Source organism: Ornithinimicrobium cavernae, assembly GCF_003121625.1.
GTDB lineage: Bacteria > Actinomycetota > Actinomycetes > Actinomycetales > Dermatophilaceae > Ornithinicoccus > Ornithinicoccus cavernae.
In genome coordinates this window covers 1-26,388 of the sequence record NZ_QDDJ01000019.1, presented here as the reverse complement: position 1 = coordinate 26,388, position 26,388 = coordinate 1, and the positions used below count along the sequence as shown (strand labels likewise).

General features: G+C 69.7%; 21 protein-coding genes. 8 read left to right on the top strand and 13 right to left on the bottom strand.

Annotated elements, in window-relative coordinates:
* Positions 1-53 precede the first annotated feature (53 nt).
* Positions 54-2,105 carry a M3 family metallopeptidase gene (locus DA085_RS18930; protein WP_237565611.1) on the top strand — a complete coding sequence of 684 codons (2,052 nt, stop codon included), beginning with the start codon at positions 54-56 and terminating at the stop codon, positions 2,103-2,105.
* Here DA085_RS18930 and DA085_RS18925 read toward each other — a convergent pair.
* Positions 2,095-3,465, bottom strand: coding sequence for an MFS transporter (locus tag DA085_RS18925; protein WP_109474554.1), 1,371 nt, complete (start codon positions 3,463-3,465; stop codon positions 2,095-2,097). The genes DA085_RS18930 and DA085_RS18925 overlap by 11 nt on opposite strands.
* Before the next feature lie 9 nt (positions 3,466-3,474).
* Positions 3,475-4,182: an RraA family protein gene (locus DA085_RS18920; protein ID WP_109474553.1), complete on the bottom strand. Its 708-nt coding sequence runs from the start codon at positions 4,180-4,182 to the stop codon at positions 3,475-3,477.
* Between the two features lie 180 nt (positions 4,183-4,362).
* On the opposite strand from DA085_RS18920, the gene DA085_RS18915 reads away from it, so the two are divergent.
* Positions 4,363-5,094 (top strand): IclR family transcriptional regulator, encoded by a 732-nt coding sequence (locus tag DA085_RS18915; protein ID WP_161958563.1) that lies wholly within the window; start codon positions 4,363-4,365, stop codon positions 5,092-5,094.
* Here DA085_RS18915 and DA085_RS18910 read toward each other — a convergent pair.
* Complete coding sequence (locus DA085_RS18910; RefSeq protein ID WP_202619321.1) at positions 5,088-6,059, bottom strand: DMT family transporter; 972 nt, start codon at positions 6,057-6,059, stop codon at positions 5,088-5,090. The two genes, DA085_RS18915 and DA085_RS18910, sit on opposite strands and share 7 nt — an antisense overlap.
* Before the next feature lie 83 nt (positions 6,060-6,142).
* Between DA085_RS18910 and DA085_RS18905 the strand changes: the two genes are divergently transcribed.
* On the top strand, positions 6,143-7,057 hold the full coding sequence (locus tag DA085_RS18905; RefSeq protein WP_109474551.1) for a LysR family transcriptional regulator: 915 nt from the start codon (positions 6,143-6,145) through the stop codon (positions 7,055-7,057).
* 92 nt (positions 7,058-7,149) lie between these two features.
* Here the strand turns inward: DA085_RS18905 and DA085_RS18900 are convergent, their stop codons facing one another.
* Entirely contained in the window at positions 7,150-9,498 is a 2,349-nt protein-coding gene (locus DA085_RS18900; protein ID WP_109474550.1) for a glycoside hydrolase family 3 protein, read from the bottom strand.
* Between the two features lie 593 nt (positions 9,499-10,091).
* Between DA085_RS18900 and DA085_RS18895 the strand changes: the two genes are divergently transcribed.
* Positions 10,092-12,023, top strand: coding sequence for a hypothetical protein (locus DA085_RS18895; RefSeq protein WP_109474549.1), 1,932 nt, complete (start codon positions 10,092-10,094; stop codon positions 12,021-12,023).
* A 119-nt stretch (positions 12,024-12,142) separates the two neighbouring features.
* Positions 12,143-13,090, top strand: a complete 948-nt coding sequence (locus DA085_RS18890; protein WP_109474548.1) for an NADP-dependent oxidoreductase — start codon at positions 12,143-12,145, stop codon at positions 13,088-13,090.
* A gap of 7 nt (positions 13,091-13,097) precedes the next feature.
* Here the strand turns inward: DA085_RS18890 and DA085_RS18885 are convergent, their stop codons facing one another.
* The 7 genes from DA085_RS18885 to DA085_RS18855 are packed head-to-tail and all read right to left on the bottom strand — an operon-like array spanning position 13,098 to position 19,656.
* Positions 13,098-14,066 carry a LacI family DNA-binding transcriptional regulator gene (locus DA085_RS18885; RefSeq protein WP_161958562.1) on the bottom strand — a complete coding sequence of 323 codons (969 nt, stop codon included), beginning with the start codon at positions 14,064-14,066 and terminating at the stop codon, positions 13,098-13,100.
* Positions 14,067-14,068: 2 nt separating this feature from the next.
* Positions 14,069-15,223 carry an N-acetylglucosamine-6-phosphate deacetylase gene (locus tag DA085_RS18880; protein ID WP_109474547.1) on the bottom strand — a complete coding sequence of 385 codons (1,155 nt, stop codon included), beginning with the start codon at positions 15,221-15,223 and terminating at the stop codon, positions 14,069-14,071.
* Complete coding sequence (locus DA085_RS18875) at positions 15,220-15,942, bottom strand: 6-phosphogluconolactonase (RefSeq protein WP_202619320.1); 723 nt, start codon at positions 15,940-15,942, stop codon at positions 15,220-15,222. The genes DA085_RS18880 and DA085_RS18875 overlap by 4 nt, the downstream gene beginning before the upstream one ends.
* Positions 15,943-15,992: 50 nt before the next feature.
* Entirely contained in the window at positions 15,993-16,739 is a 747-nt protein-coding gene (locus DA085_RS18870; protein ID WP_109474628.1) for a sugar isomerase domain-containing protein, read from the bottom strand.
* 60 nt (positions 16,740-16,799) lie between these two features.
* Positions 16,800-18,083, bottom strand: a complete 1,284-nt coding sequence (locus tag DA085_RS18865; RefSeq protein ID WP_109474546.1) for a TRAP transporter large permease — start codon at positions 18,081-18,083, stop codon at positions 16,800-16,802.
* Entirely contained in the window at positions 18,083-18,658 is a 576-nt protein-coding gene (locus DA085_RS18860; protein WP_109474545.1) for a TRAP transporter small permease, read from the bottom strand. The genes DA085_RS18865 and DA085_RS18860 overlap by 1 nt, the downstream gene beginning before the upstream one ends.
* A complete protein-coding gene (locus tag DA085_RS18855; protein ID WP_161958561.1) occupies positions 18,655-19,656 on the bottom strand; it encodes a TRAP transporter substrate-binding protein in 1,002 nt (333 codons plus the stop codon). The genes DA085_RS18860 and DA085_RS18855 overlap by 4 nt, the downstream gene beginning before the upstream one ends.
* Before the next feature lie 311 nt (positions 19,657-19,967).
* On the opposite strand from DA085_RS18855, the gene DA085_RS18850 reads away from it, so the two are divergent.
* Entirely contained in the window at positions 19,968-21,527 is a 1,560-nt protein-coding gene (locus DA085_RS18850) for a SulP family inorganic anion transporter (protein WP_419866525.1), read from the top strand.
* Between the two features lie 60 nt (positions 21,528-21,587).
* Here DA085_RS18850 and DA085_RS18845 read toward each other — a convergent pair whose 3' ends face one another.
* Positions 21,588-23,627 (bottom strand): ElyC/SanA/YdcF family protein, encoded by a 2,040-nt coding sequence (locus DA085_RS18845; protein WP_161958560.1) that lies wholly within the window; start codon positions 23,625-23,627, stop codon positions 21,588-21,590.
* Positions 23,628-23,766: 139 nt separating this feature from the next.
* Between DA085_RS18845 and DA085_RS18840 the strand changes: the two genes are divergently transcribed.
* Both DA085_RS18840 and surE read left to right on the top strand, forming a co-directional pair.
* The gene (locus DA085_RS18840) at positions 23,767-24,714 is read left to right on the top strand and encodes a PfkB family carbohydrate kinase (protein ID WP_109474541.1); all 948 of its coding nucleotides are present in this window, start codon (positions 23,767-23,769) and stop codon (positions 24,712-24,714) included.
* The gene (gene surE, locus DA085_RS18835; protein WP_109474540.1) at positions 24,714-25,553 is read left to right on the top strand and encodes a 5'/3'-nucleotidase SurE; all 840 of its coding nucleotides are present in this window, start codon (positions 24,714-24,716) and stop codon (positions 25,551-25,553) included. Before DA085_RS18840 ends, surE begins: the two co-directional genes overlap by 1 nt.
* Before the next feature lie 108 nt (positions 25,554-25,661).
* Here the strand turns inward: surE and DA085_RS18830 are convergent, their stop codons facing one another.
* Positions 25,662-26,168 carry a low molecular weight protein-tyrosine-phosphatase gene (locus tag DA085_RS18830; RefSeq protein ID WP_109474539.1) on the bottom strand — a complete coding sequence of 169 codons (507 nt, stop codon included), beginning with the start codon at positions 26,166-26,168 and terminating at the stop codon, positions 25,662-25,664.
* Positions 26,169-26,388 lie beyond the last annotated feature (220 nt).

Below are 26,388 nucleotides of genomic sequence, written 5' to 3'. Positions count from 1 at the left end.
GCGCCGCAGCCCACAGCGGGCCGAGTGCCGTCCTGCGTGGCGATAGTGATCAAATGAACCGCATGGGGAATCCGCTGCTGTCGCCGTCCACACTGCCGTTCGGTCTGCCCGACTACGCGTCACTCACCGATGACCACGTGCGTGAGGCCGCGGACACCGGGATGCGGGAACAGCTCGCCGAGCTCGAGGCGATCGCCGCGGACCAGTCGCCACCCACGGTCGAGAACGTGCTGCACGCCTGGGAGCGCAGTGGTGCGACGCTCGAGCGGACCGTCGCCGCGTTCTGGGTCGCGCGCTCGGCGGACACGACACCCGAGCGTGAGGCGATCATGGCCGACCTCTCCCCGCGGATGGCAGCGCACACCGACAGCATCCTGTTGCACCGTGGTCTGTACGACCGGCTCCGGGCTCTCGCCGACCGCGCCGGGCGCGGGGAGATCGAGCTGGACGAGCAGGATGCCTACAACCTCGAGAAGCGACTCATCGACTACGAGCGAGGCGGCATCACCCTGGCGGAGGACGAGCAGCAGCGCTTGCGGGAGCTCAACAGCGAGCTGGCCAGCCTGTCGGTCGAGTTCGAGCAGACGGTCACCGCCGGCCGCAACGCCGCCGCCGTGCACGTGAGCGACGAGGCCGAGCTCGCCGGACTGTCCGAGGACGAGAAGGCCACGCTGGCCGCCGCAGCGAGCGACGCGGGGCTCGACGGCTGGCTCGTCCCCGTCGTCAACACGTCCGGACAGCCGCTCCTCGACGTGCTCGAGGACCGGGCACTGCGGCAGCGGATCTACCAGGCCTCGGTGGCCCGGGGCCTCACCGGTGAGCACGACACCCGCGACACCCTCGTGCGGCTCGCCCGGCTCCGCGACGAGCGGGCGAGGCTGCTCGGCTACCCCCACCACGCCGCATACTCGCACGAGACCACCTGCGCCCGGACCACGGACGCGGTCAACGGACTGCTCGGCCGGCTGGCACCCGGAGTCGTGCGGATCGCCGAGCGGGAGGCGCAGGTGCTCCAGCGGCGCCTGCAGGCGACCGACCCCTCAGCAACACTCGAGCCGTGGGACTGGCAGCTCCTCGCCGCCCGGGAGGCCGCCGAGAACAGCTTCGACACCGACCAGCTGAAGCCCTACCTCGAGTTCGAGCGGGTGCTGACCGAGGGCGTGTTCGCCGCGGCGACCGCCCTCTACGGGATCACCTTCCACGAGCGGCCGGAGCTGGTCGGCTACACCGACGAGGCCCGCGTCTTCGAGGTCCGCGAGGAGGACGGCACCGCCCTCGGCGCTGTCGTCATCGACCCCTACACGCGCCCGACCAAGAAGGGCGGCGCCTGGATGACCTCGCTGGTCAAGCAGGCGCACCTGACCGGTGACCTGCCGGTCGTGACCAACACGTGCAACGTGCCACCGCCGGCGCCCGGCTCGCCGAGCCTGATGACGTGGTCCAACGTGATCACCCTCTTCCACGAGTTCGGTCACGACCTGCACGGCCTGCTGTCGGACGTGCGCTACCCCTCGAGGTCGGGCACCGCGGTCCCGCGCGACTTCGTGGAGTTCCCCAGCCAGGTCAACGAGATCTGGGCCTGGGAGCCGTCACTGCTGGCGCGCTACGCCCGCCACCACGAGACGGGAGAGCCGGTCCCCGCCGAGTGGGTCGACGCGCTCGTCGCCTCCCGGCAGGAGACCGGCTACCACACGCTCGAGCTCCTCAAGGCCATGCTGCTCGACCAGGCCTGGCACCAGAGCCCGCTGCACGAGCTGCCCGAGGACGGCTCCGGCGTCGAGGGGTTCGAGGCCGCGGCGCTGGAGCGGGCGGGCGTGGCCTTCCCGCTGATCCCACCGCGCTACCGCTCCAGCTACTTCGCGCACATCTTCTCCGGTGGCTACTCCGCGGGCTACTACTCCTACCTGTGGTCCGAGGTGATGGACGCCGACTCGGTCGCGTGGTTCCGCGCGAACGGCGGCCTGTCCCGCGAGGCCGGCGAGACGTTCCGGCGCAGCCTGCTCGCGCCAGCCGGCTCGCTGGAGGCCATGGACACCTACCGTCGCTTCCGCGGCGCGGACCCGGACGAGTCCCACCTGCTGGAGCGCCTGGGCCTCACGGACTGACCAGCACCGCCGTCCGCCTCTTGGCGGCCGCCACGGACCGTCCGACGGCGACCATCACCACCGCCGCCAGCGCGAGGAAGGCACCACAGACGAGGACCGCGTTGGTGCTGCCGCTCATGCTGCCGTCTTCACCCTTGATGAGGGCCACCATGTAGGGAGCCACAAAGCCGGCGATGTTGCCGATGCTGCTGATGAGCGCGATCCCGGCGGCGGCCGCCATGCCGGTCAGCAGCTTGGGCGTCTCCGACCAGAAGCACGGCAGCGTCGAGATGCAGCCGATCGCGCCCAGGCTGAAGCCGAGCAGTGCCAGCACGGGGGAGGTGGACAGCGTGAAGGCGGCGAGCACGAGGCCGGCTGCGCCGACGGCGGCCGGCACCGCGTAGTGGTAGGTCCGCTCGCCGAGTCGGTCCGAGCGTCGGGCCAGCAGCACCAGACCCGCCGACGCGAACACGTAGGGGACCGCGGTGATGAACCCGATCTGGAGGGTGGAGTACGACCCCATCTGGTCGACGATCGTGGGCAGGAAGAAGGCGAGCGCATAGATCGGGATGATCATCGAGAAGTAGACGACCGACATGCCGAGCACCCGCACGTCCCGCAGCGCCCCGAACAAGGACCCGACCCGGTGTCCGTGCTGGGACTCCGCCGTCTCCTCCTTCTCCAGCTCCCCGATCAGCCAGCCCCGCTCCTCGTCGCTGAGCCAGTCGGCGTCCGCCGGTCGGTCCGTCAGGTACCTCAGCACGAGGACGGCGATGAAGAGGCAGGGCAGGCCCTCGACGAAGAACATGAACCGCCAGCCGTCCACCCCGAACGGCGTGAACCCCATGAGCCAGCTGGACAGGGGTGCCCCGAGCACCGTGGACAGAGGGACGGCCAGGTAGAAGATGCCGATCATCCGGGCGCGACGGACCGAGGGGATCCACTGGGTGAGATAGAGGATCACACCCGGGACGAGGCCCGCCTCTGCCACGCCGAGCAGGAAGCGCAGGACGTAGAAGCTCCACTCGTCCTGGACGAACGCCATGCCCATGGCGACGAGTCCCCAGGTCACCATGATGCGGGCGATCCACAACCGCGCACCGACCTTGTAGAGGATGACGTTGCTCGGCACCTCGAAGATCACGTAGCCGACGAAGAACAGCCCCGCGCCGAGCCCGTAGGCGGCCTCGCTGAGTCCGAGGTCCGGTTGCAGGTGCAGCTTGGCGATCCCGATGTTGGTGCGGTCGAGATAGTTGAAGATGTAGACGACGAAGAGGAGGAGCACGAGCCGGAGGGTGATGCGGCGCATCGCCGAGCGCTCCACCGCCGAGCCCTCGGCCTTCCTCGGCCGACGGGTCGTGACGTCGTTGTCGTTGATCATGGCGGCGCCTTACGGGAGGACGGTGGTGTCGGGCGCGGTGGACAGGGTCGCGATGAGGTCGTCGACGCCGAGCGACTGGGCAGCCGAACCCTCGGCGCGGATATCGGCCCGCCACCCGGTCTCCCGGTCGCGGACCGCACGGGCGAGCGCGAGGACCGACTCGGCAGCCTCGTGCGGGATGACCACGACGCCGTCCGCGTCGCCCCGCACGATGTCCCCGGGCTCCACGACGACGCCACCGCACTGGACCGTCGCGTTGAGGGCCCCCGGGCCCTCCTTGGACGCGGTCGCCGGGTGCACACCGCGGGCGAAGATGGGCAGGCCCAGCTTGCGGAGGTCACTGAGGTCGCGCACCGCACCGTCGACGACCATGCCGACGGCACCCCTGTCGCGGACGAGCTCACTGAAGATGTCGCCGATGACCGCGGCGTCCAGGCGACCACCACCGTCGATGACGAGCACATCGCCCTGGGTGATCAGGTCCGGTGCCTTGAGGATGAACAGGATGTCGCCGGGCTTGGTCCACAGGGTCACGGCACTGCCGCAGAAGTCGGTCTCCTCGGTGACCGCCAGCACTCCGGGGTCGATGACGGCCACCGGGCCGCCCGAGTCGGCGATCTGGCTCGTGTCCAGCTCACGGAAGGCCTCCACGAGCTCGGGTGCGGCGCGGTCGATGTCCGTGGTGATGGTCCACTGAGCGGGGTGGGAGCGACTCATGTGCCTCGTCCTGTCTGTTGGTGGCTCGGTCCTGAGCAAGGATCGTCAGGGAGCGCAGGCCACCGGCTCAAGGGCGACTGCTCACTCAGTGGACACCAGTTCCTCGTCGGTGGAGGTAACGTCGCGAGGATCATGAGGACCTCGGACCGCCCTGACAGGGCCCCCACGGATGACAGCATCGTGGCGCGCGTTGCGGCGATCCTCGGCACCTTCACGGTGAGCGATGCCGGGATCCCCGTCGCGGAGATCGCCCGACGCGCAGGACTGGCCCGGTCGACGACCAGCAGACTGGTCGGCCAGCTCACGGCTGCGGGACTGTTGCAGAGGGACGGCAGTCGGGTCCATCTGGGGCTGCAGCTGTTCGAGCTGGGGCAGCTGGTGCCCGTGCAGCGGACCCTCCGCGCCGCCGTCAGCCCGTTTCTGCACGACCTGCGGGACGCCACGCGGCACACGGCCAACCTGGCGATCCTCGACGGTTCCGACATCGTCTACCTCGACCGGGTGCCGGGGCCGAACTCCGCCCCGATGCCCTTTCGGCCGGGCGGTCGCCATCCCGCCCATGCCACCGCCCTCGGCAAGGCGATCATGGCCCACGCGCCGGCGGAGGTCGTCGACGTGGTCTGCGGTGCCGGGCTGGGTGCCCTCACGGCGCACACCCTCACGACCCGGCAGGCGCTGGAGAGAGAGCTGGACGAGGCCCGGCGCACCGGCCTGGCGTTCGACCGTCAGGAGACGCGGCTGGGCGTCTTCTGCGTCGCGAGCCCGATCTTCGGGCGGGACGGCGCCGTGCTGGCCGCCATCTCCGTCACCGACCTGCGGGGGCCGAGTGCGATCACCCGCTTCGGCCCGGCGGTGCGCAACGCGGCGCTCAACCTGTCCCGGACGCTCATGCCGACCCGGGGTGCCTACTGAGCGGCAGCCACCGGTGAGACCTCCTCGCCGGTCCGTCCCTGCGGAGCCGGGACACGTCGTGGACGCAGTCGGCTGATCGCGACGCCGACGAGGGACACCGCACCGCCGAGGAGGGCCGGCAGGGTGGGCACCTCGCTGATGAGGAGCCACGCCAGCCCGACCGCGAACGCGGGGACCAGGTAGCTGCTGACGGTCAGCTGGGCCGCGTCGATCCGCCGCAGCGCGAAGGCCCAGAGGCAGAACGCCAGGGCACTGGGGAAGACCCCCATGTAGGCCGCGCCCAGCAGGGCCGTGGCCGGGGCCACCGAGGCCTCCCGCACCAGGTCCGGCGCGAACGGCAGCAGCACCATGGTGCCGACGACGAAGCCCCACCAGGTCGCCGACAGGGCGTCGATGCAGGCCAGGGCACGCTTCTGCAGGAGCACGCCCGCGGCATACAGGGTCGCGGCCACCAGGCCCAGGCAGATCCCCACGAGGCTGCCCCCCGCGGCGCCGTCTCCCAGGGCGATGATGCTCACGCCGGCGAAGGCGACCAGCAGCCCGAGGACCAGCGGCAGCGGGAAGCCGGCTCGCTGCACCAGCCCGACCCAGAGCATGACCAGGATCGGGGCGACGTTGACGAGCATGGCGGTCGTTCCCGCATCCAGGTAGATCTCCGTCGCGTTGACCACGACGGTGTAGACCCCCATCCAGAGGGCGCCATAGGCCACCACGAGCGCCCAGTTGCGCACCCCGCGGGGCCGTCGCAGGCCCAGGCGGAGCGCGAACGGCGTCAGGACCGCTGCGGCGACCGCGAGGCGCAGGAGCGCCAGCGGGCCGGGGGACAGCGCCTCACCGACGACCCGGATCACCACGAAGGTCGAGGCCCACAGGAGCATCGTCACCAGCACCGCGACCACGGCGAGCCGTCCGGCGGCCGGCACGACGGCCGGCGAGGCGGGAGCCGCACTGTCGAGAGTCGTCATGCCGTCCATGATGGACACTCACAACCCATCAGCACAAGCGATGATTCCTTCACAACCATTCAGCGTGACTGTAGTATTGAGAAATGCTCGATGTGCAGCGGCTCCGGATCCTTCGCTCCGTCGTCTCCACCGGATCGGTCAGCGGCGCGGCGCAGCTGCTGGGCTACACGCCGTCCGCCGTCAGCCAGCACCTGAGCGCCCTGTCCAGGGAGACCGGTCTGACCCTGGTCGAGAAGGCCGGCCGCGGGATCGCACCCACCTCTGCCGCCCGGTCCCTGGCGGTGGCCACGGACGACGTCCTCGGGGCCCTCACCGGCGTCCAGGACGTCGTGGACAGCCTGCGGACCGGACGCAGCGGCACCCTGAGGCTGCGCTACTTCGCCTCGGCGGGGCTGGCCTGGATGCCTCACGTCGTCTCGGTGCTGCAGGACGAGTTCCCTGACGTGAGCCTGGAGCTGCGCCACGCGGAGCTCGCCACGGACCAGGAGTCGGCTCCGGCCGACCTCGATGTCCACGTGCTGGGGCTCCACCCACGACCGACCGTCGGGTTCACGTCGCACGACCTGCTCGAGGACCCCTACCTCGTGGCGGTGTCCCGCAGCCACCCGTTCGCGGGACGCGACAGCGTCGGCATGGGCGAGCTGCAGGGCGAGCGCTGGGTCGACAACGACGTGGGTGACGCGCCCTGCCGCGCCATGGTCCTGGACGCCGCCGCGGCGGCCGGCTACCGTCCCCGGTTCGCCATCGAGGCGCGCGACACCGCGGTCGCGCTGGCGTTCGTCGCCCTGGACCTGGGCATCACGGTGATCCCGCGGCTCGCCTGCCGGCAGCTCCCGGAAGGCGTCGTGGCGGTGCCCCTGGTGGATCCCACGCCGGTGCGGACGATCGCGGTGAAGGTGCGCGAGGCGGTCGCCGGCACCCCCGCCGCCCGCCGGGCTCTCGAGCTGCTGCGGGAGGTGGCCGCGGAGGAGTCGGGCAACCATGCGGCATACGGCTGAGCACAGAAGGACCGGCCCGGGCTGCCCCTCGCAGCCCGGGCCGGTTCCCTCATCTGTCAGCAGGGTCGGCCTGACCGGCCCTGCAGGGTGACTCAGTCCTCGTAGGTGAGCCCGTAACCGAACGGGAACAGGGCCCCATCGTCGGTCTCGTCATAGCCCGGGAGGTCACTGGCCTGCTGCTCGATCGCCTCGCGCGTGCCGGCCAGGGCGAACGGCATCCGGCCCTGGGGTGCGAACGCGCCGGAGAGCACGTCGAGGAGGGCCGTGTCGGTGGTGCCGAAGTCGGCCACGATCGCACCGGCGTCCCGCAGACCGCTCTCGGCATCCAGCACGAACGGCTGACGGAAGTAGATGTTGAGCACGACCTTGCTCGGGTCGCCGACCTCCGCCATGACCTGCTGGACGGTGCTCAGGGACGGGGTGACCTGCCACGACTCGGCAGCCTCCATCCCCGTGAAGTCGAGCACGCTGGACTCCCACGGGAAGGACCCGCCGAACCGCAGCCCGTTGTCCGTGCAGGACTCGGCGCCGTAGGAGACACACGCGTCGGCCGCACCGAAGGGGCTCTGGCCGTCCAGACCCAGCACGCCCTCGAGGATGCTGGGGTTGATGTGGTCCGGGTTGAGACCCGACGCCGGGTCGTTGCTGACGTAGGCGTCGGTGCCCTCGTTGACGCCGGTCATCGACACCAGGACATAGTCGTGCCCGGCGGCGCTGGGCCGCTCCTGGCCCTCCTCGACGTTGCCGTCGGTGACCTCGTAGCCGTAGGACTCCACGGCCTCGGGGTCGATGTCACCGAGCAGGTAGACCGAGGAACCAGCCTTCATGGGCAGCGTCTTGCCCTCGCCGGACGCGGACGGCTCGTTCTGCAGCAGGACGGTGGACTTGCGCTGCAGGTCCAGGCCGACCGCGCGGTGCTCCTCGCTGCCGACGGTCTCGGTGGCGTGCTCCTCGTCGACGTAGGGGTTCTCGAACAGACCCATGTCGAACATCGGCGTCAGCAGCCGGGTGGCCGCCTGCGCGACCCGCTCCTCGGACACCAGGCCGTCCTCGACGAGGTCGGTGATGGTGCCCACGTCGTGGAAGCCGGAGAGCGTGTCGGTGCCACCGTTGACGGCGGCGGCCACCCGCTCGGGTACGGTCGCGGTCTCCAGTCCCCAGGCACGGTCGTTGATGATGCCGGTGTCGGAGTTGACGTAACCCTGGAAGCCGAGCTCGTCGCGCAGCAGCTCGTTGACGATCTGGTCGGAGAACGCGAAGCCGACCTCGTCGTACTCCGTGCCGTTGTGGGTCACGTCCACGGGCACGCCGTAGTACGGCATGATCGAGGAGACGCCGGCCGCGATGGCCGCCTCGAACGGCTTGAGGTGCTCGCCGAACGCCCCGCCGGGGTAGACCTGGGCCTTGCCGAAGGCGTAGTGCGGGTCCAGGCCCAGCTCCTGCGGGCCTCCGCCGGGGAAGTGCTTCATGGTCAGGGCGACCGAGGTGTCCGGGCTCAGCGAGTTGCCCGTCCGGTCGACCGGGCCCTGCAGGGTCCGGACCAGCGTGGTCATCAGGTTGGCCGCCAGGTCCGCGTCCTCGGTGAACGTCTCGTGGGTGCGGTACCACCGCGGCTCGGTGGACAGGTCGGCCATGTAGCCGTACATGCCGCGCAGGCCGATGGACTCCCACTCGGCGCCCATCACCTCGGCGAAGTCCTCGACGACACCCATGTCGCCGACGGTCGGCGTCTCGCCGGTCCGCAGGGCCTCCTCGCCCAGGGCTGCTGCGGCGATGCCGGCCTCCTTGGGGAAGGCGGTGAACGCGCCGGCCGACTCGTTGATGCCGGCGCGGGCGTTGGGGTCGATGTGGTTGCGCGCGTTGGACTTGTAGAGCACGGGGATGCCGAGGCGGCTGCTCTCGCTGAGCTCCTGCACGTCGTTCATGAAGCCGGCCGCCTCGGCGGGCGTCAGGCTCGTGCTGGCCCGGAACCCACCCCCGGCCGCCCCGCACTCGGCCTCGTCGGGGCTGGTCACGACGTTGCGGAAGATCAGCCGGTGCATCTGCTCACCGAGGATGTAGTCGTCGGTGTTGTCCGGCAGGGTGCCGCGCACGCCGTCCGTGCACCCGGCGTTGAGGGTGTCGATGAGCATGAGGCCGGCCTGCTCCTCCAGCGTCATCCGGTCGACGAGGTCGGCCACCCGGACAGGGGTCGGCAGGCGCCAGTTCTCGTAGGGGTCGACCGTGCCGTTGGCGTTGAGGTCCCGGAACTGGAACGGGCCGCGCTGGATGAGCGGCTTCACCCGCGTCTCGACCTCGGGCTGCTGCAGTCCCGGGGCGGTGTCGGGTCCCGCTGCGGCGGGCTGCGGGGACGCGGCCTGCCCGCCCGCGACAACACCGAGGGTGAGGGCGGCGCCCGCAGCGGCTACTCCGCGCAGGGCCTTGCGTGATCGTTGCGTCATGACGACTCCTTCGTCTCCACCCCGGCGGGGTCCGGGGCGTGGCCACAGCGTCGGCGGCTACCGCCCGGTCGCACACCGGTTGCCAGATGTTGCCTGGCGTCCGGCCGGCGGGCTCCGCCTCTCCGACCAGATACAACCGACGGGGGCCGTATGCCGGATGCCCGGGCGGGCAGGTCCGGTCACCTTCACCAGAGCTGGTCTCAATCCCGTTGTGCCGCAACCTCACGAGGGTGATGGCGGAGGCTCACGACGGCCTTGCGCAATCCTCCCCGCTGGGAGGATGATGTGCCCCTCCACCGCGAGACCGTGACCCCCGCCGGAGGAGCACCATGTTGTCGACCCCTGAGGGCCCACCCGGGTCCACCTCGACCGCCAGTCCCGATCCACCCCCCGCACGGCCCAGGGCGCCCGTCCCCGGGCCGGCTCCACAGTCCACCCTGCTCTCCGACGTGGCCCCGCTCCAGGCGCGGGGACGGGAGGCAGAGGGTCGTGCCTCGCCTCGGGAGCAGTCCCCCGGTCCCTCGCGCGATCCCGGGCCGGGACGTCAGGGCACCAGTGCCCACCCACTGCTACCGGACACCGGCCTCGGTTCAGTGGGGCACGACGCCGGTGCCGTGGCTCCGTGGCTGGCCCACCACCAGCTCGGGGTGGCTGCCGAGTCCATCGGTGCCGAGGCCGCGCGCCTGCTCGGCGTGGTGCCGCAGACGGAGCGTGAGGCCATGTCGACCGCCCTCACGGAAGCGCTCGCCAAAGCGGCACGTGATCTGTTGGACCGGACGGCCGAAGCCGAGCTGATCGGGCGGCCTCGCAGTGCGCTGGAGCGAGCATGCATGGCCGCCCTGGACAGGGAGGCACGGCTTTCGATCGAGGAGGCACGGCGCAGGAACTCCCTGGAGGCGGAGACGACGGAGTGGCCTGTGTCGTGGGGTCAGTCCCGGGCAGCCCCCGTCGTGCCCGCGAGGGAGCCGGTCGGCGGGAGGCACGATCACGACCGGGTGGAGCCTCGCGGGAGGAGCGAGGACGATGCCTCGCTCCCACTCCGCGTGCTCGTCACCGACGATGCGGCAATCGCGGGCGGCGACTGGCACTCCCAACGACTGCGGGCTCAGGTGCTTGCCCACCGGGAGGCCCTGGAGGCTCTGTCCGAGCAGGTGCGAGCGGCGACAGACGACCTGGAGCGCAGCCTGGACCGCTGGGCCAGTGTCTCTCCCGAGGCGGGGAGCGCTCGACCGCGGTCTGACCTGTCGGGTCGCGCAGCGGACGAGGCCGGAGGCGCACAGACGAATCCCGATGACGGCGGTGCCGCGATCCCCGGCCGTGTGGCAGCCGAGGTCACCAGAGGAGTGACGGGCGGCGCCGCAGGCGGGGTGACGGGCGGCGCCACAGGCGGGGATACCGGAGGCGTCGCGGTGTTCGGCGGCGAGGCAACGCCGGAGACCATGACGGCCGTCGAGCAGACTGCACCCGGCGCCGAGCTCGTCGGTGCCCGCCCCGTCCTCAGGATGCTCTTACGGGCGAGTGCGGAGCTGACCGTGGCCAGCCGTCCGGTGGCTGCGGGTGCGGACGAGCTCCTGCTCCGGGGCGCAGCCGCGCTGGCCGCCAACCTGGGGGACCGCGGCACCGTGGTCGCCGACGGGATCACCACCCTGGAGCCCGCCACCTCACCGCTCCTGGAGTCGGTCACCAGCCTCCTGGCCCGGCGGGCTGAGCTCGCCTCGACCACCGCTGCCCTGACGGGCCTCGTTGCGGTCGCCCGCTCACTGACCGACAGCGACGCGCTGAGAGAGCACCCGAGCGCCACGCACCCGCACGACGCAGGGCACCCACCAGGCACAGGGCACTCCGAGGGCACGGCCCGACCCGAGGGCACGGCCCGACCCGAGGGGACGGCCGGACCCGAGGGCACGGCCCGACCCAAGCACACGGCGCACCCCGAGGGGGCAGTTCACCGAGCAGAGGTCTCAGCACCGACCATCGGCGCCGGCCCGGGGGAGCTGGCCCGGCTCACGCAACGTCACGAGCGGCTGGTGGCGCACGTCGACCACGTTGCCCGCACCGTCGATGGTGACCTCGCCGAGTGGACGACACCACCTGCAGCCGGCGGGCCGCCGCCGCTCCTCACGGCACTGGGGCGCGAGCGGCTGCACGAGGACCCCGGCCGCTTCACGCACGTGCTCATCCTCATCGACGAGGGGCTGGCGGCCGCGATGGTCAGTCGCCGGTCCGTGGTCGGTGCCTCAGGTCGGCTGACGCACGTGGGCACCGCGACCGTCAGCTGGCTGCTCATCTCGGCGACCAGCGGTGAGGTGATCGGTGGCGGGCAGGCCGCACCCGCTCGCAGCCTGACCCAGGATCTCGCGACCGGTCGCGCGTCGGGCCGCGAGCTGCGGCCGGACAGTTCCGCGGGACTGCCGCTGGACTCCCAGCACAGCCTGGAGTTCGCGGTGAAGGCCTTTGCCGTCACCACCGGACTCGCGTTGCTCGTGTTCGCGCTGGTTGCACTCCTCACACTGTTTCTGGACTGAGTCAGACGTCGGTGGACGCCCGGCGAAGGTGCACGGCATGTTCTCTGCGGAGTGAGCCTGGCTGCTCCGGGAGCGAGCCTGGCCACCGTGCCGTTCCGGGCTCCGGATAGGTTCTCGCCATGAGCACCCAGCTGATGCGCAAGGTCACCCAGGACGCCTTTGGTGGACCGGAGGTCCTCCGCCTCGTCCAGGCCGAGAGGCCCTCACCCGGGCCGGCCGAGGTCCTGGTGCGCGTGCACGCCTCCGGGGTGAACCCCACCGATTGGAAGCACCGCGCGGGCGGACGCTTCCTCGGCGAGCCACCGTTCACGCTCGGTTGGGACGTCAGCGGCGTCGTGGAGGCGGTCGGTCTCGGTGTCGCGGTCCTCGAGCCCGGTGACGAAGTCATGGGGATGCTGCCCTATCCGGGCTCCGGCGGCGGATACGCCGACTACGTCGTGGCCAGCCCCCGCACCTTCGTGCGCCGACCCGCCGGGCTCGACGCGACGTCTGCCGCTGCGCTTCCCCTGGTCGGGCTCACCGCCTGGCAGGCCCTGGTGGACGTGGCCGCGGTGCGGCCCGGGCAACGGGTGCTCGTGCACGCCGCGGCCGGGGGCGTCGGCCACGTGGCGGTCCAGATCGCCAGGCACCTCGGCGCCCACGTGATCGGGACCGCGAGCGCGCCGAAGCACGATCTCGTCCGGGGGCTGGGTGCTGCGGAGGTCATCGACTACCGCTCAACGGACTTCGCCGCGCAGCTGTCCGACATCGACGTCGTGCTGGACACGATCGGCAACGACTACGGTCCGCGCAGCCTGGCGACGATGCGGCGTGGCGGCACCTATGTCTCGATCACGCCGGCCAACGTGCACCCCGACCTCGCAGAAACGGCAGAGCAGGCCGGGGTCCGCACAGCCGTGATGCTCGTCGAGCGCGACCACGCCACCCTCCGGGAGCTGGCCCGGCTCGTCGAGCAGGGTGAGCTGCGCATCGAGGTCGCCGCGACCTTCCCTGCAGAGCAGGTCGCGGAGGCCCACGCCCTCGCAGAGCGGGGCGGCACGACGGGCAAGATCGTCCTCACCTGGTGACCTCTCGTCACGTGGTCTCGCGATACTGCAACTGCCCCTGAAGCACCACACGCTCCTCGGGCACCGGATACCCGGGCGCCTCCAGGAGCATGTGCATGGCCCGGTCCACACCGAGTGGACCGTGCATATCGATCGTGGACAGCCGAGGGTGGGTCTGGATCGGCAGCGCGTCATCGCAGCCCAGCACCCTGATCTCGCCCGGGACGCGCGCGCCGGACGCCAGGATGCCGTCGAGAATCCCGTGGGCGACCACGTCATCGAAGGCAATCACCGCCTGGGCACCTGCCCGAACCACGTTCACGGCAAGGTCACGTGCTTCTCCGTAGGTCCCGTTGGTTGTCTGCAGCAGAGACACCTCCATCCCCAGTTCGTGACCCCGTTGCACCACGACCTCCTGGCGCTCCCCGTTCGACCACGACCGGTGAGGTCCCCCGACGTAGCAGACCCGGACGACGCCCTCTGCGCTCAGATCACCCAGCGCCGTGTGCAGGGCCGAGCCCGAGGACAGGAGGACCCGCGCAGTCCCCTGGACGTCCCGGTTCAGGAACACGCATCTCGTGCTGGACGCGGTGCGCACCAACGCCTCGTCTGCCTGTCGCGGTGACGCAAGGATCAATCCGTCAACCTGCGGGACAAGCTGCTCGATCTGCCGCGCCTCACGCTCTGGGTCGTTGTCGGACTCAGCCACCAGCACCCCGTAGGACATGGCCTCGGACACCCGCTGTGCCTGCCGGATGATGGGTGGAAAGAACGGGTTGGTGATGTCCGGCACGACAATGCCGATGGCGCCCGTGCGGCCGGTACTCAGCGCCTTCGCGTGCCGATTCGGAATGTATCCGAGCTCCTGCGCGATGTCGTGAATGCGTTGCACGGTCTCCGGTCTCAGCAGCCGTGGGTGGTTGAAGGCGCGTGACACGGTCGATGGCGAGACGCCTGCCCTGCCTGCAACGTCGATGATCGTCGCGAACTGGGACACTTCTAGCCTTGCGCCCCGAGCAGGCCCCCGGAACGCATCGTGGCCTGAACGCTGCCGTCGGCCGTGAGCAGCACGAGGTCGGCCGGTTGACCGACCCTCAGCAGCCCTCGAGGTCGGGACCCACAGCTCTGCACGATCCGCCCGGGGACGGAGGTGACCAGGCCCAGGGCCTCGGCCAGCGACAGGCCCACGTGGGACACCAGGAACCGCAGACCCTCGCCGAGACTCACGGCAGCGCCCGCCAACAGGTCCGTCCCGACATACGACAGCCTGCCTGAGCCGTCCAGCTCCACGAGCCCGCCGACGGCCGTCTCGTAGCGGCCCGGTGTCGATCCAGCCAACTCGACAGAGTCCGACACCAGGAAGGAACGGTGCGTTCCCTTGGCGCGGATCATGGCCTTGAGGGTATCCGCGGGCAGATGGTGTCCGTCCGCGATGAACCCACAGGTGAGGCGGTCGTCGGCGAGTTGGGTCCAGATGGGGTTGGGATGACGTGGCAGCTCCGGGAAGATGCCGTTCCCGAGGTGGGTGGACAGTTCCGCGCCTGCGTCGACCGCCGCCGTGATCATCTCGCTGTTCGCGTGTGTGTGCCCGATCGCCACCACCGTGCCCCCCTGTCGGATGCGCGCGATCTCCGCAGCACTGTTGCTCCAGTGGGGCGACACCGTGACATAGCCGACCGGCCCGGTCTGTCGCCATCGCTCCACCTCCGCGGCGTCGATAGGTCGGATGGCGTCGGGGGCGTGCACGCCACGCGGGCCGGGGTGATCAGACAGGAAAGGGCCCTCGACATGGATGAATGGGATCGCGGCATGCGCGTGCGGGTCCTGCTCGCGTGCCCGTCGGACGGCGGCGATCGCCGCATGGATGGCATCCTCCGGTGCGGTGACCACCGTCGGAACCCACGTCGTGACGCCCCGCTCTGCGAGGGCTGCGGTGATCGCGACGATAGCCTCCGGCGTCGGCTCCTCGGCATTGACATCGTGACCCACAAACCCGTTGACCTGAAGATCGACCAACCCGGGGGAGACAAATGGCACCTCGGCCGGGTGATCAGCCGCCCGGTGGATCTCTGCGATCACGCCCTGCTCGACCCTGATGCGGAGAAGCTCCCCGGTCGCCGGGTCCCGTCCCTCGATGCCGGTGGGTGCACTCATCGCGGATCAGACTCTCGGTCGAGATACAGGTGGACTCCAGGGCGGAGCTTCAGTGCCGTGCCCGGGACGTCTGGCGTCGGCTCGAGCTCCAGCGTGGCCCGCACCGCCGCGCACTTCTGAGCGCCAGGGACGGAGCAGATGACGTGATCAGCATTGAGGATGCGAGGGATCGTGACAGTGAGCGCCCGGGTCGGCACAGCAGCGAGATGCGGGAAGTGCCCCTCATCGACCTGTTGCCGACGTGAGGCATGGTCCATCTCGATGAGACGCACCGGTTCCGGGTCGTCGAAGTCGCTCCCCGGCTCGTTGAAGGCGATGTGTGCATTGACACCGAGCCCACAGAGCACCAGGTCGAACGGCGCCTCGCCGAGCAGGGCCGCGTAGTGCGCGGCCGCCTCCACGGGAGGCAGGGACATCTGCATCCGGTGAAAGACCGGCGCCTGGGGCAGGTGCCGCAGGAACTCGCGCTGCAACCAGTTGGCGAACCCCTGCGGCGCATCGGACGGAAGGCCGAGGTAGTCGTCCATATGGAAGAACTCCACCCGGCCGAAGTCCACGTCGGCCACCTCAGCGAGCGCTCGGAGGGTTCCCAGCTGGCTGGGCGCCGCTGCCAGAAGGACACGCGCGCTACCGGGCCGGGCCAGCCTCTCGGAGAGGATCCTTCCTGCGTGGTCCCCGGCCCGACGGCCCAGGTCGACGGGGGTCGGGTGACTGTGCACGGTCAGTGGATAGGACCGACCCCCACTGTGACGCCCATGCCCCACCCCGCTCACAGCAGCCTGACCCGTCTGCGGAACTTCTCGATGTAGCGGGCGTTGGCCTCATCACCACCGGGAGCGTTCCCACTCATCCATACCGGAGGTTCGACGTCCTGGGCGACGAGCTTGGCTACGGTCAGGATGGAGAGCAGGTTGATAACAAACGCATTGACGTAGGTCGACACCGCACCCGTCGGCATACCGAACCCCGGGATCTCGATCACCGCGTCGCCCAGTGGCACCTTGGAGTCGATGGCCACATCGACGATGTCGTGCAGGTTCTTCTTGGTGGGGTGCCGGGCCGGATGGTCCGGCCCCACGGCGAGGGCGTGGCCGCGAGAGCTCACTCCGATGGTGCGCGCGCCTCGCTCGCGGGACCTCGTCGCGGCGTCGATCACGGCCGAGTTCATGCCGTAGGAGTTGACGATGACGATGAGGTCGTCCGGCCCCAGGGCCTCGTTGTCGATGACGACCCGCCCATAACCAGGAGTCCGCTCCATCGCCATCGAGCGCAGCGCACCGTCGGACAGGAGGGTGCCGCTGTCCAGGATGGCCGAGATGTGGATGAGTCCTCCGGCGCGGAAGAAGGCCTCCTGCGTCGCGAGGTTGGCGTGACCGCCGGGACCGTAGACGTGGATCAGACGATCGTTCTTGACCTGCTCGACCATCAGGTCCGACGCAGCATCGAGCGAGCTCGACTCCTCGTTCTCGATCTGCTCGAGCAGCACGGCGATCTTCTCTCGGTATACCCGTGCCATGTCGGTCACCTTCACCGCAGTCATGTTGGGATGCCTCCTCGGGTCAGTTGTGTGCAGGGGTCAGAAAAGGGCTTCGGGAATGGCCGTCGAGATGAAGGGCAGGAAGGTGACCAGGACCAGGGTCACGCCATAGACGGCGAGAAACGGTCCGCACTCTCGGACGAGGTGCGCAAAGTCGACGCGTGCCAGCTTTGTCACCACGTAGAGCAGCGCACCCACCGGTGGTGTGATGAGCCCCATCATCAGGTTCACCACCACCGCGACGCTGTAGTGCACCGGGTCGATGCCGAGCTCTATGGCCGCGGGGAGAAGCACCGGCAGGAAGATCAGGATCGCGGGGATCGCATCCATGATGAGTCCCAGGACGACAAAGAAGACCATCGTGGCAAGGAGAAAGGTGATCGGACCCATCTGCGCCCGTGCCACGAAGTCCGAGACGTCCTCACCGAGACGCAGGGTCGCCACGACGTAGGTGAAACCGCCGACCGCGGCAAAGATCATCAGGATCGTCGCGCCGAACTGGGCCGTGTGCTTGAAGACGCTCAGCAGTGCCCCGATGCTGAGCGAGCGGTAGGCAAGGCCGAGCACGAGCACATAGAGCGAGGCGAGGATCGAGACCTCGGTGATCGTCGCGAACCCGGACACCACCCCGACAAGGATCAGGGCCGGCGTCAGGAGGGAGGGGAGCGCCCTCACCAGGAGCGTCGCAAAACTACGATCCCGGGAGCTCGCGGCAGCATCCGTCGACGGCGTGCGACCGCGCGGGGCCATCACGTAGACAGTCAGGACCAAGCCGGTGACCATGATGATCGCGGGACCGACCCCGCCCAGGAAGAGCTGGCCGACAGAGAGGCCCGTCACGAGGGCCACGAAGATGAACGGGACGCTCGGGGGAAAGACCGGTCCGAGCACCGCGGAAGAGGCCGTCACCGCAGCGGAGAACTCCCGTTTGTAGCCCGACCTGCCCATCAGCGGCAACATCGCCGAACCGATCATGGAGGCCGCGGCCGGTGCCGACCCGCTGACCGAGCTCGCGAACGCACTGGACGCAACCACTGTGTAGGCGAGCCCGCCGCGGACACGTCCCAGGAAGAACATGAGCAGGTCGACGATGCGCTCTGTCAACCCGGCGCGGTACATCAACTCGCCCATGAGAATGAAGAACGGGATCGCGAGAAGCTCGTAGGAGTCCACACCGGCGGCCATCTGCGTCGGCAGCACGGTGGCGCTACCCAGCCCGCCGACGAAGAGAGTGGCCAGCACCGCGAGGAGCATCGCCACAAAGATCGGCGTCCCAAGGGCCATGAAGAAGAACATGACACCGAACAGGACCAGGAGTTCCATCAGGCACCGCCGCCCTCGCGTGAGCGACGCTGAGCGGTCTCGATCTCCGTGGCTGCCAGCTCAACCGCCGGGTCCACTTCGGGCGAGGAGGGGGTCGCGCGGAGACGGCCCGTGAGCGCGAAGAGCAGGACGAGACCGGCAAAGACCGGCACCGCCAGGTAGGCGATCCCCGTGGGGACTCCCAGCTGGACGTAGTCGATCCCCATCCTGGTGCTGAGGATCGCCGTGCCAGCGATCAGGAGGATCACGCAGAGGGCGATCTCTGTCAGTCGCACGACCATCGCGCAGGCCGTCCTCAGCCTGGCCGGCGCACGTTCCACAACGAAGGTGACCGTGATGTGGTCGTACAACCCGTAGGCGGCGGCACCGCCGAGCAGAGCGACCCACACGAACATGAGGCGACTGAAGTCACTGACCCAGATCCAGCCGCCCCCGAACGCCCGCTGGAAGATCTGGGCGACGTTGACCGCGAAGATCGCGAACAGACCCATACCGGCGATCCACGCGATCCCGGTGGCTAGGATCTCGCGGATCCGTTGGATCTGGTCGATGGTCGCCGAGAGCCGTTGCCTCACGAGTGCTCTTCGGCCAACGCTCGCGTCTCCTCGAGCAGGCCCTCGGGCCACATCTGACCGTCGAACTGCTCGAACACTCCCTCGAGTGCAGAGCGGAAGGACTCCCGGTCGACGTCCACGACCTCAAGGTGCTCCTCGAGCGTCGCCATGGCCTCGGTCATCTGCTTCTCGGTCTCCTGCGTCGTCACGTCACCAGCCTGCTCGGCCTGCTGACGGAGCACCTCCTGGTGCTCGGCACAGATGGACTGCCACGTGGAGTCGGTGAAGTACCAGACCCGGATGTCCCGGATGTAGTCGATCGGCATGTAGTAGTCCTGCACCTCCATCAGGCTCTGGTTCACCATCGTGATGGCACCGTTCTCCTGTGCCTCGACAACGCCTTGTCGCAGAGAGAAGTAGAGGTCTGAGAACGGGATCACCTGCGGCCTGGCTCCGAGGGCCTTGGCAAACTCCTGGGGCAGCGGCGCATCGGCGATGCGAAGCTTCAGGCCCTTCATGTCCTCCGCAGTCTGGATCGGACGGTCGGCGCTCAGGGCTCGCGGCTCGGCGTCGCCGCCGATCGCGATGACTCTGGCCCCGGTGCTCGTGGCAGCCTCATCCAGGAGCTCGGTGTAGCGGTCGGACTCGAGGACCGCACGGAACTGCTCGTAACTGTCCCAGAGGAACGGAACGGTCGTCACTGTGAACGCCTCCGCGCCCTCAAGCGTCGAGTAGGTGCTGATTCCCTCGTAGAACATGTCGAGGTTGTCGCCCGCGGCGACGCCGGCGTACAGGTCATTGGCGTCTCCGAGCTGACTGTTCGGATAGACCTCTACGGTGACCTGTCCCTCCGTCGCGGCCTCGACGCCCTCGGCGAAGGCTGTGGCGCCGAGCGTTGTCGGGTCATCGTCCGTGCGGATCGTGGCCAGGCGGAGCGTCAGGTCACGGCACTCGCCGCCAGCCGAGTCGCCGGACTCACCGGTCACGAACCCGCAGCCGGACAAGAGCACTGCGAGCACTACTCCACCTCCTAGCGGGACCGTTCGGTGGATGAGTCGGCTTCTGGTGGGGTACATCGCTGGACCTCATTTCGTGCTCTGCGGGAAGCGGCAACCTACTCCGCCACGGGGAATGGCTCCTTCATCGACGCTGGCATGCAAGCGTTTGCATGTCAAGGGTTGCCAACGGCAGGCTGGCTGGCGACATCAACCGCCACCTCGACAGGCACCCCTCCCGGTAGACTGGCCAGGCAGCGATGACGTGCGCGTCATCGCTGTTTCGCTTTTCCCAGGTGCGAGCGCCGCACCCTTCCATCCTGCCGAGGAACCACGTGCCACAGTCGAACCCGTCCACCCTGCCCGCCGAGCCGCATACGACGGTCGTCCCTGAGGCTGGTGAACGAGAGACGTCGACGCGGGCGGCACTGCGCAACCCCCGCCGGCTGCGCACGGAGGTCCTGGCGGGCCTGGTGGTCGCGCTCGCGCTGATCCCGGAGGCGATCTCGTTCTCGGTGATCGCCGGTGTCGATCCGCGCATGGGACTGTTCTCCAGCTTCGTCATGGCGGTGACGATCGCGTTCGTGGGTGGCCGACCGGCCATGATCAGCGCCGCCACCGGTGCCGTCGCCCTGGTCATCGCACCCGTGGCGCGGGAGCACGGGGTCGACTACTTCCTGGCGACGGTGATCCTGGCGGGTGTGCTGCAGATCGTCCTCGCGGTTCTTGGGGTGGCCAAGCTGATGCGGTTCATCCCGCGGATGGTGATGGTCGGCTTCGTCAACGCCCTGGCGATCCTCATCTTCATGGCGCAGATCCCCTACCTGATCGACGTGCCGTGGCTGGTCTACCCGCTGGTCGCACTCGGCATCCTCATCATGGTGGCGCTCCCCAGGCTGACCACCATCGTGCCCGCGCCGCTGGTGGCGATCCTGGTCATCACGACGCTGATGTGGACCGCCGGCTGGGAGCTTCCCGACGTGGCTGACCAGGGGGAACTGCCTACCTCGCTGCCTCAGCTGCTCATCCCGAACGTGCCGCTGACACTGGAGACGCTGCAGATCATCGGCCCGTTCGCGCTGGCCATGGCCCTCGTCGGGCTGCTGGAGTCCCTCATGACGGCCAAGCTCGTCGACGGGATCACCGACACCCACTCGGACAAGACCCGCGAGAGCTGGGGCCAGGGCGTGGCCAACATGCTCTCCGGCGCCTTCGGTGGCATGGGCGGGTGCGCCATGATCGGTCAGACGATGATCAACGTGAAGGTCTCCGGCGCCCGCACGCGGATCTCCACCTTCCTCGCCGGCGTGTTCCTGCTCGCCCTCGTCCTCGGCGCCGGGCCGGCTGTCGGCATGATCCCGATGGCGGCCCTGGTCGCGGTGATGATCATGGTCTCGGTCGCCACCTTCGACTGGCACAGCATCCAGCCGACCACCCTGCGCCGGATGCCGCACAGCGAGAACATCGTCATGGTCCTCACCGTCGGCGTCACCGTGGTCACCCACAACCTCGCCTACGGCGTCATCGTGGGGGTGCTCGCCGCCATCACGCTCTTTGCCCGCAGGGTGGCCCACTTCGCCTCGGTCACCGCGGTGACCGACAGCGACCTCGACGGCGACGGCACCTCCGGCGTGCGGGTCTACAAGGTCGGCGGAGAGCTGTTCTTCGCCACCAGCAACGACCTCGTCTACCAGTTCGACTACGCCGGCGACCCTTCGCGGGTCGTCATCGACCTGTCCGACAGCCACATCTGGGACGCCTCGACGGTGGCGGCCCTCGACGCCATCGAGACCAAGTACGCCCGCCACGGCAAGACCGTCGAGATCGTCGGCCTCAACCAGTCCTCGGCGGCACGCCACCGCCGCCTCACCGGCCAGCTCGGCGAGGGTCACTGACACACTGACTCACGCTGCGCGCGGATCACGTCTCAGTGGTGGCGGCCTCGCCTCGTGCCGTCAGCGTGTCACCAACCAGGCCAACCCGCCGCCGACGACCGCCACGAGTCCCGCGAGCACGCCGTGCAGAAGGGGTGAGCGCGCGAGCACCCCGACGAACTCGCGCAGCACCGCCGAGGGGAAGTAGTACCGGGCGGTCGGGGCCCCGACGACCTGGGCGTCCAGGCCGAGCTCGCGCGCGATGATGGCCGCGCGGAAGGCGTGGAAGTCGTTGGTGGTCACGACCAGAGAGGTGCCTCGCCCCTCGTCGACGAGGAGGTCGCGGGAGAGAGCGAGGTTCTCCTGGGTGTTGCGCGAGGCCGACTCGACGCGGACCAGGTCGGAGTCGGCCCCCGCCCCCACGGCATACGTCGCCATCACCTCACCCTCAGGGGCGGTCTCGTCGGGTCCCTGCCCACCGGAGAGGACCAGCAGCGGGCGGCGCCCCTGCGCCTTCTCCGCCGCCAGGATCTCCAGACCCTTGGTGATGCGCGCTGCCAACAGCGGCGGGACCCGGTCACCGTAGACCCGGGAGCCGAGCACGACGATCGCGTCCATCCCGGGCTGCGCCGGCAGCCGGGCGTAGCCGGCGCCGTAGAGCACGAACGCCCCGAGCAGGAGTCCCAGGTGGGCAGAGACCGCCAGTCCGGCGACCGCCGGCACGATGAGCCACGTCCAGTCCAGCAGGACGCCGACCGCGAGGATCAGCACCAGCCCCAGCACGCCGACCACGGCCAGGAGACTGAGCGCGTTGCCCAGGGACCTGCCCTCGTGGCGCACCGCGACGATCCCGGCGTAGACCAGGTACCCGGCGAGCGCGACGTTAGTCAGGACGAGACCTGCCGCGGTCACTCCGGCGAGGCCGATCCCCACCGCCGGGGACAGCGCCACGACGGTGAGGAGCACCGAGATGCCCAGGTAGGAGACCCCGCCGACGATGAACACCGCCGAGCTCAGTCGCCGGGGGTCGGTGCCCCGCTGTCGCAGGCCGTGGGCCGGTGCGTCATCGCGGGAGTCCACCAGGACCAGGCCCGAGGCGTAGCCACTGATGCCTCTGGTGTTCACGAACATCACCACCGAGGCAGAGAGCACCGCCCACGCCGAGCCGATCTGGTCCGTGCCGACGGACCCGAGGTCGCCGGGGAGACCCAGCAGGACGTAGGCGCCGGCTCCGGTGAGAAAGCGAACGACCCACTGGTGCCAACCCGGCGGGCCACCGTCGGGTCGAACCGGGCGGAGGTAGACCAGGTGCTGTCCCAGGGTGGCGCCCGTGGCAGCCGGCAGCACCAACAGCAGGCCGACCGCCGCAGTGAGCGTGGCCGCGACCTGGATCAGGGCCGAATGGGCCTCATAGTCCCGGCCCAGCACGTACAGGGTGATGCGCATCCCGAGCGGGACACCGACGCCGACGAGAAGGACCGAGAGCAGGTCGACCGCCATGCCCGTCAGCCGTCGCAGCGGCCTCACCGGCTGCGGTTGATCCGCGGGACGCGCGTGCTGGCCGGGCGCGAGGCGGAGCACTGGCGCCAGCCCGACACCGATCGCGGCACCGAGGGTGTTGGCGAGGAGGTCGTCGGTGTCGAAGAGCCGGAAAGCACAGGGATAGATCCACCAGATGCCGGTGAGCTGGGTCAGCTCGATCAGCAGGGAGACGACGAGCCCGCTGGCAAGGCACGTGAGGGGGTGCCAGCGGAACAGGTGCCGGGTCAGCATGCCGAGCGGCACGAACAACGCGACGTTGAGGACCACCTGCCGGACGGCGGGGTCCGCGAGAAGCCCAGCCGGTCCGCGTCCGGGGGCGATATCGCTGAGGAAGTGGAGCGGCAGGAGCTGTGCCCGGAGTGTGCCGTCGCAGACCAGGTCCTCGACGCGGGGAAGAGGAACGATCGTGTAGGTCCACAGGGCCATCAGGTAGACCAACCCCGCGGCGCAGATCAACGCGTGACCCGGTCCGGTGGTGCCGCGGCGGAAGCTCCAGGCGATGTAGGGGATGAAGACCAGCGGGAGGAGCATGAGCCCGAGGAACACAGCGAGCACCGCCGAGACGCTGAACCCTTCCACGGGCCCGAGCCTAGGTGGAACTGACAGGAGCGCCGCCGGTTCCGCGCCGGGGCCACGTCGACCGGCAGCTGTGATGCTGACGCAGGGCCTGGAGACCGCCCGCGTGCGTGCTGGCCACTCCTCTGCGACCGTGGGAGTCATGAGCCGTGAGCCCTGGGTGTGCGTCGTCGCCCCCACCTCGATCCTCATGGTGGAGATCGAGCGCGCGGAGGGACCCGACGCCGGCATCGGCACGCACGCGGAGATCCACGTGCACCGCGGCGGCCAGGGGCTGTGGGTTGCCTCGATGGCCCAGGCGCTCGGCGCCAGGGTGACGGTCTGCGGCCCGTTCGGCGGGGAGACGGGCACGATCCTGCGGCAGAGTGCCGCGTCCGCAGGCCTGGAGGTGACTCCTGTCGCGTATGCCGAGGGGAACCCCGCCCTGGTCCACGACCGGCGCAGTGGGGAGCGTGAGGAGATCGCGAGCATGCCGGCCCGTGCCCTCGGTCGCCACGAGGCGGACGAGTTGTTCGGCGCGGCGCTCGTGGCCGGCACCGAGGCCAATGTCTGTGTGCTGACCGGTCCGCAGCCTGCGTCGGTGCTGGGCGCAGGATTCTTCGGCCGTCTGGCACACGACCTGCTCGTCGGCGGCACCGTGTTGGTCGCCGACCTGTCCGGCGATGCCGCTGTGGCCGTCGCCGAGCAGGGGCCGACCGTGCTCAAGATGGCCCACGACGAGGTGATCGGCGCGGGACTGGCCAAGGAGGACACCGTGCGAGACCTCCGTCTGGCCGCGGAGGCACTGATCAGACAGGGTGTCGGGACTGTAGTGATCTCACGGGCGGACCAGCCGACCCTGACGGTCCGTGACCACAGCGCCTGGCTCGTGCACGCCCCGCCCCTGACCTCCGTCGACCACCGTGGGGCCGGTGACTCCATGACCGCCGCCATCGCCGTCGCCCTCGGGCGGGGCGCGCCGGTGCTGGACGCGGTCCGCCTCGGAGTGGCCGCCGGGACACTGAACGTGACCCGTCGTGGACTGGGCACCGGCAGCCGCGACGAGATCGAGCGGTTCTCCACCAAGGTACGGATCGAGGAGCTGGACTGATGAGGATCCTGGTGACCAACGATGACGGCATCGACTCCCCTGGGCTCACCGTGCTGGCCAACGTCGCCAAGGCAGCCGGCCATGACGTGGTGGTCGCCGCCCCGGCGCACCAGTACTCCGGTGCGTCCGCGTCCCTGATCGGCCACGAGAGCGACGGCCGTCTTGAGCTGACCACCGGCAGCCCACCGGGCCTGGTTGATGGGGTGCGCGCTTTCGGGGTGCGCGCGGCACCGGCGCTGATCGTGTTCGCTGCCAGCTACGGCGCGTTCGGGAAACGGCCGGATCTCGTGCTGTCCGGCGTCAACCTTGGCGCCAACACCGGGCACGCGACGCTGCACTCCGGCACAGTCGGCGCTGCCCTCTCCGCCGCCACCCAGGGCATACCTGCGCTCGCTGCCTCCATCGCGTCAGCGGACCCCGAGCACTGGGAGACCGCCGAGGACGTCTGCCGGGTCGCGTTCGACTGGCTGGTCGAGCACAGCCCGGAGGGCCGGGTGCTGAACGTCAACGTGCCGGACGTCCCCCCGGACCGGCTGCGGGGTCTCCGCACCGCACGGCTCGCGGACTTCGGCGCCGTGCAGGCCGCGGTCAAGGAGCGGGGAGAGCGCTGGGTCCACATGAGCTATGAGGAGATCGACGTCGAGTACGAGCCGGGGACCGACGCCTACCTGCTGGCCCACGGCTGGGCGACGTCCTCCCTGCTGCGCACCCCGATCCATGACGTGCACAAACCGCCCCCACCGGAGTTCACCACCGAGGCGGCCGAGCAGGATGTGCCGGTCGTGGAGGTGAGCCGAGGGCAGACGATGTCATCTGGTTCACAGGAGCCTGACTCCTGACGCGCAGCACGTGTGACGACGTCCGTGCCTCAGCTGCTTCGCCTTCGTGCCAGCATTCGCCACCGACGTCGAGGGCACCCTCCGTCAGCTGTGTGAGTGATGTGCCCCTCAGCTGGTGGCGCGCTGACCGGCGAGCACTTCCCCGATGCGGTCGTCCCGGATGGCTGCCACAAGGCCGTCGATGGCATCCTCGATCTGGTCGTACATCCGCGTGTAGGCCTCCGGCGGCAGGCCCCACGGGTCAGGAACGTCCCGAACGCCCTGACCAGCGTCACTGGCGAACGCACCCAGCCGCACCACCTTGGCCTCATCCTCCGGTCCGCGCACCAGCGCGAGGATGTTGTCCTCGTTGCTGGCATCCATCGCCAGGATGAGGTCCGCCTCCTGGAAGTGGTCGGCCGCGAACTGGGCGGCCACGGAGCTGAAGGCGTAGCCACGTCCCTCGCCCTCTGCGACAGAGAGCTCGTGTGGGCCCTTGCCCACGTGGTAGTCGGCGGTCCCCGCGGACGAGACCGTGACGTCAGTCAGGCCGGCGTCTTCGAGCCTGCGGAGCAGGACCGCCTCAGCGGCGGGGGATCGACAGATGTTGCCCAGGCAGACGGTCATGATGTGCATGGCCAGAGTCTCCCAGGGTCTATGCGCCGGACCGAACCGCGGCTGCAGATCGGCACTTGCACCGGCAAGTGAGGGAACGGTCGGTTCAGAAGGGTGGTGGAGCATCGGGGTCTGATCGCCAGGGAGTGGAGGGGCCGTCGTTGCTCGCGCCGCTGGTCGTCTCGTCGTGGCTCTCGCCGTCACCGGTGTCCTGGTGGTCGGTCGAGCCCGCGGTCTGGCC